At 73.5% G+C, this 13,572-nt stretch carries 9 protein-coding genes and 1 pseudogene; 3 read left to right on the top strand and 7 right to left on the bottom strand.

The window, feature by feature from the left end:
* Positions 1-181 precede the first annotated feature (181 nt).
* Positions 182-325 (top strand): annotated as a pseudogene (locus GPA10_RS43880) (CU044_2847 family protein); the annotation flags it as partial.
* Between the two features lie 276 nt (positions 326-601).
* Here the strand turns inward: GPA10_RS43880 and GPA10_RS33130 are convergent.
* From GPA10_RS33130 to GPA10_RS33120, 3 genes are all read right to left on the bottom strand, one after another.
* Entirely contained in the window at positions 602-1,942 is a 1,341-nt protein-coding gene (locus GPA10_RS33130) for a TolB family protein (RefSeq protein WP_157168696.1), read from the bottom strand.
* A gap of 271 nt (positions 1,943-2,213) precedes the next feature.
* Complete coding sequence (locus GPA10_RS33125) at positions 2,214-3,086, bottom strand: RNA polymerase sigma factor SigF (protein ID WP_058847154.1); 873 nt, start codon at positions 3,084-3,086, stop codon at positions 2,214-2,216.
* Positions 3,087-3,275: 189 nt separating this feature from the next.
* Positions 3,276-5,516 (bottom strand): MMPL family transporter, encoded by a 2,241-nt coding sequence (locus tag GPA10_RS33120; RefSeq protein ID WP_343041601.1) that lies wholly within the window; start codon positions 5,514-5,516, stop codon positions 3,276-3,278.
* A gap of 192 nt (positions 5,517-5,708) precedes the next feature.
* Here GPA10_RS33120 and GPA10_RS33115 point away from each other — a divergent pair, with 192 nt between their 5' ends.
* Positions 5,709-6,449: a TetR/AcrR family transcriptional regulator gene (locus GPA10_RS33115; RefSeq protein ID WP_058847156.1), complete on the top strand. Its 741-nt coding sequence runs from the start codon at positions 5,709-5,711 to the stop codon at positions 6,447-6,449.
* Positions 6,450-6,492: 43 nt separating this feature from the next.
* Here the strand turns inward: GPA10_RS33115 and GPA10_RS33110 are convergent, their stop codons facing one another.
* Positions 6,493-6,891, bottom strand: a complete 399-nt coding sequence (locus GPA10_RS33110; protein WP_058847157.1) for a nuclear transport factor 2 family protein — start codon at positions 6,889-6,891, stop codon at positions 6,493-6,495.
* Between the two features lie 101 nt (positions 6,892-6,992).
* Between GPA10_RS33110 and GPA10_RS33105 the strand changes: the two genes are divergently transcribed.
* Positions 6,993-7,517, top strand: a complete 525-nt coding sequence (locus GPA10_RS33105; protein ID WP_157168695.1) for a GNAT family N-acetyltransferase — start codon at positions 6,993-6,995, stop codon at positions 7,515-7,517.
* A gap of 59 nt (positions 7,518-7,576) precedes the next feature.
* On the opposite strand, the gene GPA10_RS33100 is transcribed toward GPA10_RS33105, so the two are convergent.
* The 3 genes from GPA10_RS33100 to GPA10_RS33090 are packed head-to-tail and all read right to left on the bottom strand — an operon-like array spanning position 7,577 to position 13,398.
* Positions 7,577-10,513 carry a CHAT domain-containing protein gene (locus GPA10_RS33100; protein ID WP_157168746.1) on the bottom strand — a complete coding sequence of 979 codons (2,937 nt, stop codon included), beginning with the start codon at positions 10,511-10,513 and terminating at the stop codon, positions 7,577-7,579.
* Between the two features lie 33 nt (positions 10,514-10,546).
* Positions 10,547-11,950, bottom strand: coding sequence for a hypothetical protein (locus GPA10_RS33095; protein WP_343041600.1), 1,404 nt, complete (start codon positions 11,948-11,950; stop codon positions 10,547-10,549).
* On the bottom strand, positions 11,947-13,398 hold the full coding sequence (locus GPA10_RS33090; RefSeq protein ID WP_246260237.1) for a hypothetical protein: 1,452 nt from the start codon (positions 13,396-13,398) through the stop codon (positions 11,947-11,949). Before GPA10_RS33090 ends, GPA10_RS33095 begins: the two co-directional genes overlap by 4 nt.
* Between the last annotated feature and the right edge of the window lie 174 nt (positions 13,399-13,572).

Below are 13,572 nucleotides of genomic sequence, written 5' to 3'. Positions count from 1 at the left end.
CTGTGCACAATGCTTCCTGTGCCGCATTACGACTACCTGGAGTTCGCCCTCGACGACGGAGCATGTGTCCGGCTCGAACTGGCTGCGGCCGGTGAGGCACCGGCCGCGCCCGGCGACGGGGACGCCGATCTGCCGGGCGGCATCTCCGGCGTGACGCCGGTGGGGCGCGCGCGGGGCGCGCGTGGGCACGCTCGCCACCGACGCGCTGCGCACCGTGCTGAGTCCGCTCGGCCCGGTCCTCCAGCAGGTCCACGACGCCGTCAGGGACATCCCCGACCCGCCCCAGGAGATCTCGGTCGACTTCGGCATCCAGGTCGGCCAGGACCTGCGGCTCGGCATCGTCGGCGCGGGCGGTCAGGCGAGCATGACGATCTCCGCGACCTGGCAGCTGACGCCGCGGACCCGGACGTGGCCTGGTCCCGGACGGCCGGTGACGACCGGCACGCCGACGCCCGCGGAGCACTCGGGCCGTGCACCGCTGCCACCGCCGGGGCATCGTGCACGGTTCGCTCACGCCGGGCGCGATCCTGGTGACGGAGTCCACGCTGCACATCATCGGCTGGACGTCGGCGCGCCCCGGGCCGCCGTCCCCGCGCGTCGCTCAGTCGAGGCGCCGTGCGAACACGTCGGGGACGCCGTTGGTGTCGCCGGGGACGAGGTTGCTCGCCGGGGAGTCGAACACCACCGTGCCGCCGTCCCCGCTGACGCCGGTGCACGGGCCCGGCGCGGTGTCCTCGCTCACCGGTTCGCTCTCGACGCTGACGAGCCGCACCGCGCCGGTCAGCATGTCCCGTACGAAGACGTCGGCGCTGCTGTCGTCGGGGTCGGCGGTGAGGTTGGAGGCGGTGGAGGTGAAGGCCGCGTGTCGTCCGTCGCCGCTCAGGGAGACGTGGTCGCTCTCGCCATCGGCCAGTGTGCCGTCCTGCGCGGCGCTGACCAGGCGCATGCGCTGGGTCTCGCGGTCGTGGAGGAAGACGTTGCGCGTGCCGGTCGGGGCGGGGCCTTCGGGGCGGAGCACCCTGGAGGACGAGGTGAACGCCACATACCGGGCGTCGCCGCTGAGGGCCGCGTCCCAGGACGGGGTCTTGCGGTTGTGGGCCTTCGGGACGCTGATGAGTTCCGTGGTGCCCTTCTCGCGGTCGCGCAGGAAGACGTCCGTCGCTGCGGAGTGGTCCTCCACTCCGGCGAGGCCCGAGGCGTTGGAGGTGAAGGCGACGTACCGGCCGCCGGCGTCGCCCGCGAACGCGGGGGCGAACGCGTCGCCTTCACCCTGTTTGCCCGCGTTGTCGAGTTGCACGAGTTCCGTGGTCTTCTTCTCGCGGTCGTACAGGAACACGTCGTCCCGCTGGTTGGCGTCCCCCGCGACGAGGTCCCCGGCGCCCGACGCGTACGCCACGTAGCGGCCGTCGCCGCTGACGGCGGGGTCGTACGTCAGCGGGGTGCGCAGCCCGTCGTAGGAGGCGCCCGTGGGGCTGATCCGTTCGGTTCTGCCGGTGCGCCGGTCGTGCAGGAAGACGTCGTCGAGGTCGTTGGGGTCGCCGCGTACGAGGTCGTCGGCGGTGGAGGTGAAGACCACGTACCGCCCGTCGGGGCTGAGGGAGATCTCGCGGACGACTCCGTGGCTCGGCTTCCCGTTGCTCTTGACGCTGACGCGCTCCGTCGTGCCGCTGCTCAGGTCGCGTACGAAGGCGTCGGGGGTGCCGTTGGTGTCGTGCGCGACGAGGTTCCTGGACGCCGAGACGAACGCGACGTGGCGGCCGTCGGCGCTGATGGCGGGGTTCGTGGAGGCGGTGTTGCCCTGGGTGCCGCCAGGGGCGACGCTCACCCTCTCGGTGCGCGGCGCGGCGCCGGCGGTGTCCGCGGCCGCGGACACCGGCACGGCCACGGCGCAGAGGACGGCGAGCGCGGCTCCGGCGGCCGCCGTGCGGTGCGGGACGGGCATCGGTTCCTCCTGCGTCGACAACGGTCGCGTAGGGGAGCGAACACCGCGGGACCCCCGGGGGTCAATGCGCGGGTGTCGGCCACGGTGCGGATGCGTCGGTTGCATCAGCCGGGCAGGGCGCCGCGGCGGACTTCTGGGCCGTACTCGCGTGGCTGGGGCAACCCTCGGTGCCGTCCTTCGACACCCTCCTGGGTGCCGTGGTCGGTGCCGTCCCGCGGACCGGCGGGCGGCCCGTCCGGTCCGCGGGTTCCTCATGTGTGCCGCGGGCACCTCATGTGCTCAGGAGTCCGGCGCGGAGTTTGCCGAGGATGCGGCTGAGCAGCCGGGAGACCTGCATCTGGGACACCTTCAGCTCGCGTCCGATCTCCGCCTGGGTCATCTCCTGCCCGAAGCGCATCTCGATGATGGCCCGTTCGCGCTCGTCGAGCTGCTGCATCGCCGGGCCGAGCGCGTGCAGGTTCTCGAACAGGTCGAGGGCCGGGTCGACTTCGCCCATGGTCTCGGCGTACGTCATCCCGCCGTCGCCCGAGTCGTCCTCGTTGCCGGGGGTGTCGATGGACCCGGCGACATAGCCGTTCGCGGCGACCAGGCCCTCGACGACCTCGTCCTCGGTGAGCTCCAGGTGCGCGGCGAGGTCCTTCACCGTGGGCGGGTGCCCGAGTGTGGCGGAGAGGGTCTCCTTGGCCCTGGCGAGGGTGACGCGCAGTTCCTGGAGGCGGCGGGGGACATGGACGGCCCAGGTCGCGTCGCGGAAGAATCGTTTGATCTCGCCGACGATGTAGGGGATCGCGAACGAGGTGAACTCGACCTCACGGGACAGGTCGAACCGGTCGATGGCCTTGATCAGACCGATCGTGCCGACCTGGACGATGTCCTCCATGTCGCCGCTGCCCCGGTTCCGGAAGCGGCGGGCGGCGAAGTTGACCAGGGAAAGGTTCATCTCGATCAGCGTGTTGCGGGCGTACTGGTACTCCCGCGTGCCCTCTTCCAGGGACTGCAGCCGGTCGAGGAACAGCTTCGTCAGCTCGCGCGCGTCCCGCGGCGCGACGTCGGCGCCGTCCTCGATCCACGGCAGGTCCTCGGTGGCCTCGGCCGGTGCCGTGCGGGAAGCGGTCGCTTCTGGGACGTTGACGGAGTAGGTCACGTTGCCGCCTTAAAAGTAAGGGTGGAGAACAGAGTCAGCGCCGGGTGCCCACTGCTGGAGCATCCATGTTCACTGCGCACCCACTTCTTCCACGACGACCGAGAACACCCGGTCGTCACTTCCCGGACACGCCCGTGCCCGCCTCCGCGGTGCGGAGGCGGGCACGGGACCGGAGCGCGGTCGTGCGGGTCAGACGCCCGACGGGTTCCTCTCCTGCGGGTGCGGGGCCACGGGCCGCGGCGCGGGCGCGGCCTCGGGGCCGTTCTCGCTCAGGCCGAACCGGTCGTGGAACCTGCGCAGCGGCCGGGGCGCGTACCAGGCGGAGCGGCCGAGCAGCCGCATCGCGGCCGGTACCAGGACACCGCGGACGGCGAGGGCGTCGATGAGGATGGCGAGGCCGCTGCCGAGGCCGAACATCTGCAGGAAGCTGATCTTGGCGGTGCCGAAGGCGAAGAAGCTGACCGCGAGCAGGACGGCCGCCGCGCTGACGATGCGTCCGGTGTGCCCGAGGCCGTTGGCGACGGCGGACTCGTTGTCCTCGCCGAGTTCGTGCAGCTCCTTGATCCGGCTGGTGACGAACACCTCGTAGTCCATCGAGAGCCCGAAGGCCACGCAGAACATCAGCACGGACATCGAGGTCTCCATCGGCTGCGCGGTGAAGCCGAGCAGACCGGAGAGGTTGCCGTCCTGGAAGATCCAGGTCATGACGCCGAGGGTGGCGCCCAGGCTGATCAGGTTGAGGACGAGGGCGCGCAGCGGCTGCACGACGCTGCCGGTGAAGAGGAAGAGGAGCACGAAGGTGGTGACGGCGATCAGGCCGATGGCGAGCGGGAGCCTGCCGCCGATGGAGTCGTTGGAGTCGACCAGTTCGGCGTCGCCGCCGCCGACCAGCGGGTCCGTCCCGGCGGGCGGCGTGGCCGACCTGACCTTCGCCACCAGGTCCTTGGCCGCGTCGGACTTCGGCGTCAGCTTGCTCACCACGTTGAGCTGCTGGCCGTCGTCGCGGCCGAGCGCCGCGTTGCCGGGTCCGGTCGCCTCCGCCCGCCCCTTGGCGTAGACGCCCGCGCTGGTCTCGACGCGGGCGACGCCGTCGAGTGCGGAGAGCTTGGTCGCGTACGAAGCCAGCGGGGCCTTGTCCACGGCCTCGTCGATGACGACGTGGAGCGCGGCGGCGTCGTTGCCGTTGAAGTTGTGCCGCAGCGACGCCGAGACCTGGCGGCTCTCGGCGCCCTCGGGCAGCACCCGTTCGTCCGCGGTGCCGAAGGTGATGCCGAGCAGCGGGCTCGCGGCGAGCAGCAGGACGGCGAGCACGGGCAGCGCGGTGAGCGAGGGCCGGCGCATGACGGTGCGGGCCAGGCGTCCCCACACGGAGGACCCGGAGTCGGCGGTGCGCCCCGGCTTCACCCACGGCATCCGCCCCTTGTCGACCCGGTGCCCCAGGACGTTCAGCAGGGCCGGCATCACGAAGAGGGTGGCGAGGGCAGCGATGAGGACGACACCGACGCCGGAGTAGCCGAACGAGCGCAGGAAGTACTGCGGGAAGACCATGAGCGCGGCGAGCGCCGCCGCCACGGTCGCGGCGGAGAAGGCGACCGTGCGGCCCGCGGTGCTCATCGTCCTGCGGACGGCGTCCTCCACGCTCGCACCCGCCGCGAGCTGCTCCCGGAAGCGGCTGATCATCAGCAGGGCGTAGTCGACGCCGAGGCCGAGGCCGAGTGCGGTGGTGAGGTTGATGGCGAAGAGGGAGACGTCGGTGACGCTGCCGACGACGAAGAGCTGGGCGAACACGCCCACGATGGCGATGAGCGCGATGGCGAGCGGCAGCAGCGCGGAGACCACGGTGCCGAAGACGGCGAGGAGAAGCAGCAGGATCAGGGGCACGGCGATGGACTCGGCGAGGACGAGGTCCTCCGTGGTCTGCGGCCCCATCTCGTAGCTCACGCCGGCACTGCCGCCGGCCTTGACCGTGAGCGTGTCCTCGTACGTTCCGGCGTAGTCGTCGATGAGCGCCTTGGCGTTCTCCTGCAGCTCCGCGTCCTTGCCCGCCACGCGGGCGAGCACCACGGCCTCACGGCCGTCCTCGGAGCGCAGGTCAGGGCTCCTGGTGTCCCAGAAGGAGACCACGTTGGCGAGGTCCTTCTCCTTCTTGAGGTCGGCGACCAGCGCCTTGCCGCTCTTCTCGGCCGCCCCGGAGTCGACGCGGCCGTCGGCGGAGCGGACCAGGAGGACCAGGTTCGTCTCGCCGCCGAACTTGTCGTCGATGACCTCCCTGGCGCGGGAGGACTGCGAGGCCGGGTCGTCGAAGCCGCCCCCCAGCAGCTTCCCGAACGCACCGGCGCCCAGGGCGCCCATGAGGACCACGACCACGGCGGCCACGACGAGTACCAGCCGGGACCGGCGGATCGCCAGTTCCGCTATGCGTTCGAACACGCTCTTTCTCCTTCGGGTGTTGCGGTGAAAGGAGGGCCAGGCCCGGTGATCCGGGCCCGGAGCGCTGCCTTGCGCTCCCCGGCTCCGTCGATGACGCTAGCGGGGTTCAACTTGATTGAGCAGTGTTAGATTTTCTTCACAGGCGACGGATTCCTGGTGCCGTGCAAGGGAAATTGGACGTACGGTCGCCTCATGTCCCCAGACAATGCGCAGACCGCCCGACCGACCCTGCGTGAGCGGCGCCGGGCCGTCGCCGTCCAGGAGATCGTGAGCGCCGCCGAGGCCCACATCGCCGAGGACGGACCGCACGGCCTGTCCCTGCGGGCGGTGGCCCGGAGCCTCGGCATGACCGTGCAGGCGCTGTACCACTACTTCCCGAGCCGGGACGACCTGGTGACGGCGCTCATCACCAAGGCGTACGACGACCTGGCCGACGCCGTGCAGCAGGCCACCGAGATCGCACCCGAGGACCCGGACCTGCCCGGACTCGTCGTCGCCGCCGAGGGCTACCGCCGCTGGGCCATCGACCATCCCGAGCGGTTCCAACTCCTGTACGGCACGCCCCTGCGGCACTATCACGCGCCCGTCGACGGTCCCACCACGGAGGCGAACCGCCGGATGAGCGCGGTCTTCGAACGGGAGCTGTTCGGCGGCTTCACCCGGGCCCAACTGGCCGCGGCCGACGTCCGCTCCCTCTCCCCCGAGTTCCTCGTGCACCTGGAGCACATGGCGCCGTCCGACGGCCTCGCCCTGCCGCCCGCCGCCACCGCCCTGCTCCTGAGCGTGTGGGGGTACGTCCACGGCATGGTCGTCCTGGAGGTCTTCGGCCACACCGGGTTCCTCGGCGTCCACCAGGCCGAGCTCTACCGCATGGCGATGCGGAACCTGTACGAGGACGTGCACCGCAGGGTCCCGGGGCCCGGCGCGGCCTGACCGGCCGTCATGCGCGGGCGCGCCGGGACCCGGCACATCGCGGTCAGGGCCGGTCGAACCAGGAGAAGGCCGCGATGCGCCAGCCCTCCGGCGTGCGGACGAACTGGATGGTCTTGGTGCCGCCGCCCTCGAAGGGCTCGCCGTCGAGGACCCCGGACTTGCGGTACTCACCGAACCGTGACGCGATACTGCCGACGATCTCGGTCCGTTCCGATATCTCCCACTCGGAGAACTCGACGAGCCGGCCGTCGGCGAGGAGCCGCTCACGCGGCTCGATGAACTCCTCCACCGTGTAGGCCGCGTACTCCGGTTCGGTCACGACGATCACTCCGCCCGGCAGCATCAGCCGACGCAGCCGGGCCACGTCCGCGGCCTTGCCGCCCCGGTTGTCGAAGGACCCGAAGAACTCGGCGGTCAGCGTGTCGATCTCAGCCTTGGACATGTCGGGACAGTAACACCGCCCCCTTCAGCCCCATGAGCCGTGACCTGGATCACAGGCGTCCGGCATGGCGGGGAGCGGGCTCCGGTGCGTTTACTCCTGGCATGATCCGAGGTCTGCGCCTTCGTCCCGTGGCGGAAGAGGACTTGCCGCTCCTGCACGCGCTGCACAACACCGACCCCGAATCCGGTGCGGCCTTCGACTGGTTCGGGTTCTCGAACCCGGTGAGCAGGCGGCGCGACTGGGAGGAGAACGGCCTCCTCGGTACGGACTCCGGACATCTGGTCGTCGCTCTCGACCGGGAGTTCCTCGGGTCCGTGTCCTGGCGCAGGACCGCTTTCGGCCCGCTGAACCACGGCTGGAACATCGGCATCGGCCTGGTGGCCGAGGCCCGCGGACAGGGCATCGGCACCGAGGCCCAGATCCTCCTCGCCCGGTACCTCTTCGCCCACACCCAGGTGAACCGGGTCGACGCGCACACGAACGTGGCGAACATCGCGGAGCAACGGGCCCTGGAGAAAGCCGGGTTCACCCGCGAGGGAGTCATGCGGGGCGCCCAGTTCCGCAACGGCTCCTACCACGACATGGTTCTCTACAGCATCCTGCGCGGCGAAGTCCCGCCCGCCTGAGTTCTCCCGGGCGTGCGCGTGCGCCTCCCTGGCCGCTCGTCCGGCCCTTCCCGGCGGGCTCACACGACGAGGGACGTGAGGGCCGCCCACAGCAGGGGCGAGTGCTCGATCCCGCCGTCCGCGCGCCAGCGGGCGAGTTGCTCGCGCTGCCAGCGGCCGAGGCGGTGCACGGGGTCGGGATCCTCGTGGGCGGTGTCGACGGCGACGACGGCCTCCGTCAGCGGACGTACGGACGCGGGCACCCCGGCGAAGCGGTGGAACGCGAAGCTCGTCGGCAGCACCCAGCGGGTGGCGGTGACCAGTTCGGCGCCGTTGTGCAGCATCGCCGTCGCCAGGCCGAACGACTCGGCGAACCGGAGATCGCCGCCGCTCTCGCAGCCCAGCAGCGCCACCCGCCGCGGCGCCGGCCACATCCGGGCCCCCGGCTCCCCGTCCGCGCGCAACGGCAGCGTGCCGAGGAGGAGGTCCTTGGCGGAGAGCGGACGATGCGTACGGAGCGGTACGGCGAGACCACTGCTCCCCGGGCCGCAGCACAGGTGGAGCGCGCCGTCCTCGCTCTGCCCGCCTTCGAGGGGCGCGCCGCTCACATGCCCGACGTAGAGGAGCCGGCGGGCACCGGCGCGGAGCACGCCGCCGAGCCAGTCCCGATCCAGATCGGTACGGCGCAGGGCTTCCTCGGGCGTCGTGACGTCCGGTACGACGGCACCCGCGTCCAGGCGCCTCCGGACGAACGACAGGAGCTCCGGGTCCGACCCGGGCGGACCGAGCACTGAGCCGAGCGGGGAGTCGGCGCGGAAGCCGGGGACGCGGGGGTCGAGCACGAGCACGACCGGGCCGACCTCGCCGGGAGCAGGGCTCGCCCCGGACACCGGCGCCCCCGCCCCGGCCGGACGGGCCTCCCCCGGCCGGCTCCGCCGCAGCGAGGCGGGGGCCGTGGTCACGACGTCCGCCAGCTCGACCAGCCGGACGTCGTCGTCCACGGCGAGCAGTTCCCAGGGCACCTGGGCGACCCGGGGTGAAGGCTGGACGCGTACCAGCGGTCGGCCCGCGCGCGCCGTCACCTGCCGGATCTGCGCGGTCAGGCCCTCCGGCCAGAGCGCTTCGGCGAGGAGTCGCGCCAGCCGCCGCTCGGCCGCGCGGTCGGCAAGCGCCCCGGACGTGAACGCGCGCCGCACCCCCTCCGCGCCCATGCCCGCCCCGTCGGCCCCGGGCAGCGCGGTGGCGAGCTCCCGTACCGCCGCGTCGACTTCGGCGGCGGGCCCGCGGCCCGTGCCGAACCCGCGCGCCCCGCCCGCCCAGGTCCAGGTCATGAACAGATCACCGGCGTCGACGAGGCGTACCTGCACCACCGGACGGCTCGTCAGACCGCCGGTCGCCCAGAACGGCACCTCGTGCTCGTCGACGATCCGGCGCCGGTAGCGGTGCTCGGCCGCCGCGATGTACTCCTGGAGCGCGACGCGGCCGGACTCCGGCGACATCCGCACCTTCGGCGGCGGCGCGACGCGCAGCCCGGCGGAGACGGCGGCCTCCGCGGCCGCACCACCGAGCACGTCCGGGCCTCCCGCGTCCCCGTACGCCTTCATGGCCGCGTCCGGGGACACGGGCACGGCGTCCCGGCGGGGCGTGCGCTCCAGGGCCAGGGAGGCACCCGCACACCGGTGTTCCACGACTTCGAAGAGCAGCCCCTGGTCCTGACGGCGTTCGACGAGGCGGAGGACGAGACGCATCGCGTCGTCCGCGAGGGCCAGCCACTGGCTGCGGGCGTGGGCGGTGACGAAGTCGTAGCGCGCCGCCTCCAGGGCCAGCGCCGCCGGAAGGGCGAGCGAGAGCGCGGTGTCCACGGACTGCCGCTCGTGCGCGCCGTGGTCGGTGCGGTTCAGGTTGTCCTCGAGGGTACGGGCCAGCATCAGGTCGACCTGTGCGCACCGTTCGTACACCGCCCGCTCCTGGTACACGTCGCGGGCCCGCTGCGCGAGGCGCTGCATCTCGTGGACGTCGCCGCGCTCGTACGCGTGCTGGGCGCCGAGGAGCACGGTGTCGGCGGCGGCGACCGACGCGCCGATCTCCTCGAAGCGGGCCAGGCTCGCCGCCGCCAGGTCGCTCGCCCCCGCGCCGTCGCCGCGCCGTCCGGCGAGGTACGCGCGGGCCTGCTCGCAGACCGCGAGGTCGCCGGACCGGCCCTGCGCCTCGAAGAACGCGGACGCCCGCGCGAACAGCCGCTCCGCGAGCTCCAGGTCGCCCCGCTGCATCGCGACGTGGGCCCGGTGCGCGAGCAGGGACTGCTGCTCCCCGGTGTCGCCGATCGCCGCGAAGGCGTCCGCCGCGCGGGTGAGGTGGTCGTCGGCCGCGTCGTACCGCCCGGTCGACGCGCAGATCAGACCGAGGGCGGTCAGAAGGCGCGGCGGGACCTCCACCGCGGTCGCGGGGGTGGTCGAGACAAGCGCCGTGGCCTGCTCCTCGGCCGCTCCCCACGCGCCGCGCTCCATCAGCAGGTGCACCCGGTTCAGGCCGAGTTCGGCCGCGCGCAGCCCCTCGGGGTCGTCGAACTCGGGGAGCGTGAGCGCCGCGTCGTCGAGCGCCGCGAGGGCCTCGTCCAGGCGCCCGGTCCTGCGCAGCAGGTCGGCGTCGGCGAGCAGCGTCTTCAGGAGGACCTCCAGCCACAGCTGGCGGCCGCGCGGGCCCATCGGCGTGTCCGCGACGCCGTCGAGGAGCCGACGGGACCGGTCGACGGCGTCCTCTGCCCCGGCCAGGTCCGTCGCGGTGAGCCGGACGCTCGCGAGGTCGGACAGGAGGTGCGCGCGGAGGAACCGGACGTCGGGCGAGTCCTCGACGCTCTCCGCGAGGGACAGCAGCTCTTCGTAGACCGCGCCCGCGGCCGTGTGGTCGGCGGCCAGCAGGTGCTGCTCCGCCAGGGCGATGCCGCCGTCGAACGGCTCCCCGTACAACTGCGTGCCGTGCGCGTCGTGCGTGCCGTGCGTGCCGTGCGCGTCGTTCATGTCGTCCGTCTGTCCGTCCGGGCCGGGCATGGGTCAGTAGTCCTCGTCCGCGGCGGTGGCAGTAGCGGCGGTCTCGGCGAGGAACGGCGTCGAGACGGCGGTGTGCGGTGCCTCGCCGTACGGGAACGACTGCGCCGCGTCGTACGGGAACGACTGCGCCTCGCCGTACGGGAATGGCTGTGCCGCCGTGGCCAGGCGCTGCCGGGCCAGGGCGCGGACCGCGTCACGGGCGGCGCGGTCGTCCGCCGCGTGTGCGGAGGCGGCGCCGGGGTCGAAGCCCGGCAGCAGGACTCCGACCTCGACGCCCGCCGGCCCCGGGCCCGTCGGCGGCTCCGCGTCCAGGTCCACGTCCGCGTGCCCGGCCCACAGGTCGTCCCGCCGTGCGAGCGGCACCCGCCCCCGGTGGCCGCCGTGCACGCGCACGTCGGCGACGAGGAGGGTGCCGGTGGCGGCGGGCGCCGCGCGGTGTGCGACGACCTCCACCTCGATCCGCCGCCGGGCACCGAGCGCCCGCGCGGTCCACGACACCGCGTCCTCCGCCGCGTCGACGTAGCCGTGCGGGTAGCGGCGCCAGTCGTTGGCGCCCGCGCCGCGGGCGATCACCCGGCCGCCCGTGGCTGTCGGCGCGCCCGCGGCGAGGGCGTAGCCGTCGTGCCGGGCGAACAGCGCGCCGAGGTCGACCGGTGCGCCGGGGCCGGCCGGGGCCCCCGCCGGGTGCCGCTCGCCGAGGGCGGTACGGAGGTGCCGCAGAGCGGGCCCGTCGAGTCCGGCTCCGTCCGCCGCCGCGTCGACGAGCGTCAGAACGGTTTCGAGGTGGCGTGCCGTGTGCGCGGGGTGGTGCGCTGTCGCGTGCCACCACTGGATCAGCGGGGCGAGCGCGGCCCGGTGGTCCTCGATCAGTTCGGCGGCACGGTCGTCGGGCTGGTCGCCGCCGTCGTCGAACAACTGCTGGCAGCGGTGGGTGAGCGCGGCCAGCTCCACGCCGAGCACGTCCGGTTCGAGTGCCGGGATGCCGTCCGTGTACGAGGCGGGCCACCACCGGGCAGCCCAGTGCCCGAGGCCCAGACGGGCCGCGACGTCCGCGAGCGCGGTCCGGTCCGCGGCCGTCCGGCCCAGGGCCCGCTCGTGGACGGCGAGGGCGACCCGTTCGCCGTACAGCGCCCACAGCCACTGCTGTGCCCGGCCCGCGTCGTGCACGTACGCCGTGGGCGGCACGGGTCCGCCGAGGACGGGCCACGCCAGGACGGCACCGGCGACATCGAGTACGGCGTGCGTGAAGTCGGGGCCCCGGGGGTCGGCGTACGTGAAGTCGGGGCCCGGGGGGTCGGCGGCGGCAGCGGGAGTGATCAGGACCGTGCCGTCATCGCCCGCCGAGACCCGCACGGGGACGGGCACGGCCCGGTCCGGGGTGTCGGCGGCGCCCCCGGTCCCCCTCACGCCTCGCTCCCCTCGACCGCGAGGGCCGGACCGACGCCCGGGGTCGCGGTGCTGGTCGCGGCCGGGACCATCGCCGAGTCACCGGCAGAGACCGCGGCGGCCTCCGCACCAGCCGCCAGATCGCGCAACGCCGACCTGACCTTCGCACGGTGGTCCATCATCACCGAGCGGGCCACCCCGTCGAGCACCGCCCAGGCCGACGCCAGGTCCTTGAGGGGTGCGTCGTGGACGTCCCGGCCGTGCAGTCGCACCCACAGCCTCCGCATGTATGCGGCCCACGGGGTACGGAGATCCTGGGCGAGCGCGTCCAGCGTGCCGCCGTCCGGATCGGGCCGCGGGGAGACGGTCGTCCTGCGGGCGCGCAGGACCCAGGCCTCCCGCTGCCATCGGCTGTTGACGGCGCGGTGGGCCGCCGTGGCGCCCGCCGCGCGGGGTGCGGTGCCCAGCGGGTCGAGGCCGGCCGCGAGCCGGCCGCCGAGGACCACGGCGACGCGCAGGCTCTTGTCGTACAGACCGAGGGGGGCACAGCTGCGGCCGGTCTCGCGCGTCACGAGCTCGGGCACCGCGGGCAGTTCGTCGCGCCGCGACGACGACTGGAGGACGGCGAAGAGCCGCTCGAAGAGCGTGCGGTCCAGGGGGGCGGGCAGCGTGGCCGTCGACGCCCCCCGGCCCACTTCCGGCCGCTGCGGCACCGGTCGTGCGCTCAGGCCCAGATGATCGGGCAGGGGACGGCCGTCCGCCTCCCACACCCCCTGGGGCGCCGCCCACAGTGCTCTGCCGAACAGGCCGCCGTGGTCGGCCTCGACCATGGCTGCGTACGCGGGCGAGTCCGCGGCCGTCCCCGCCGGTGTGCCGCAGGCGTCGAGGACTTCGGCGGCCGGCGCGACGGCAGCGCGGGCGTCGGCGGCCGGGGGGCGGTTCTCCCAGGCGGTGGCCAGCTCCGCCGCCAGCAGGGAGCGCCGGGCGGTGTCGGCGAAGTGGCTCTTCAGGGCTTCGACGGTGCGCCCGCCGGTCGTGCCGGCGACGTCCTCGACCACTGCCTTCGCGGTGACGTCCGCTCCGGCCCCGGGGGCGCCGTGCTCGACGGCGAGTTCGTAGCAGCGCTGGAAGTAGAGGTCCTGCGGGTTCCCCGCCACGACGCCCAGCGCCCGTCGTGCCTTCTTGAGCAGCGTGAACCACTGTGCCGTCGCCACGAGGCGCGGACCGGACCCGCGTATCAGCCCGTCGAGGTGCGCGGCGGCGGCCGCTTCGAGGAAGTCCCCGGCGAGTTCGGGGTGGTGGGCGGGTCTGACGATCAGCGGCAGCACGATCAGCTTGACCGTCCGGGTGAGCGGTGCCCCGTCGGGTCCGCTCAGCGCTCGCAGGCCGGGGCCGAGGTCACGCCAGGCGAGGTCGATGACCATGGCGCGCGGTCGGCGCTCGCCTGTCGAGTGTCCCGGGGGCGGCATGGCAGGAGAGTACGCCGTGGACGTGCGGCGCACGAACCTGGGATCGGTAGGGGCTGCGGCCCGCCTAGCGTTCCCCTCGTCCGGAACCGGAAGTCGGCACCGGACAGGGCCGTACGGGGCCAGACACAGGACCGGACAGGACCGGACAGGGCCGGGCAGAGCCGGACGGGACCA

Source organism: Streptomyces typhae (genome assembly GCF_009755605.1).
Classification (GTDB): domain Bacteria; phylum Actinomycetota; class Actinomycetes; order Streptomycetales; family Streptomycetaceae; genus Streptomyces; species Streptomyces typhae.
The sequence above is the reverse complement of the archived record's forward strand: the minus strand, read 5'-3'. Positions and strand labels throughout refer to the sequence as shown.

What these genes read in the sequence shown, in the direction of transcription:
- GPA10_RS33130 (WP_157168696.1), bottom strand. Translation starts at nt 1,942, where the DNA reads ATGCCCGTCCCGCACCGCACGGCGGCCGCCGGAGCCGCGCTCGCCGTC.
- GPA10_RS33115 (WP_058847156.1), top strand. Translation starts at nt 5,709, where the DNA reads ATGTCCCCAGACAATGCGCAGACCGCCCGACCGACCCTGCGTGAGCGG.
- GPA10_RS33110 (WP_058847157.1), bottom strand. Translation starts at nt 6,891, where the DNA reads ATGTCCAAGGCTGAGATCGACACGCTGACCGCCGAGTTCTTCGGGTCC.
- GPA10_RS33105 (WP_157168695.1), top strand. Translation starts at nt 6,993, where the DNA reads ATGATCCGAGGTCTGCGCCTTCGTCCCGTGGCGGAAGAGGACTTGCCG.
- GPA10_RS33100 (WP_157168746.1), bottom strand. Translation starts at nt 10,513, where the DNA reads ATGAACGACGCGCACGGCACGCACGGCACGCACGACGCGCACGGCACG.
- GPA10_RS33090 (WP_246260237.1), bottom strand. Translation starts at nt 13,398, where the DNA reads ATGCCGCCCCCGGGACACTCGACAGGCGAGCGCCGACCGCGCGCCATG.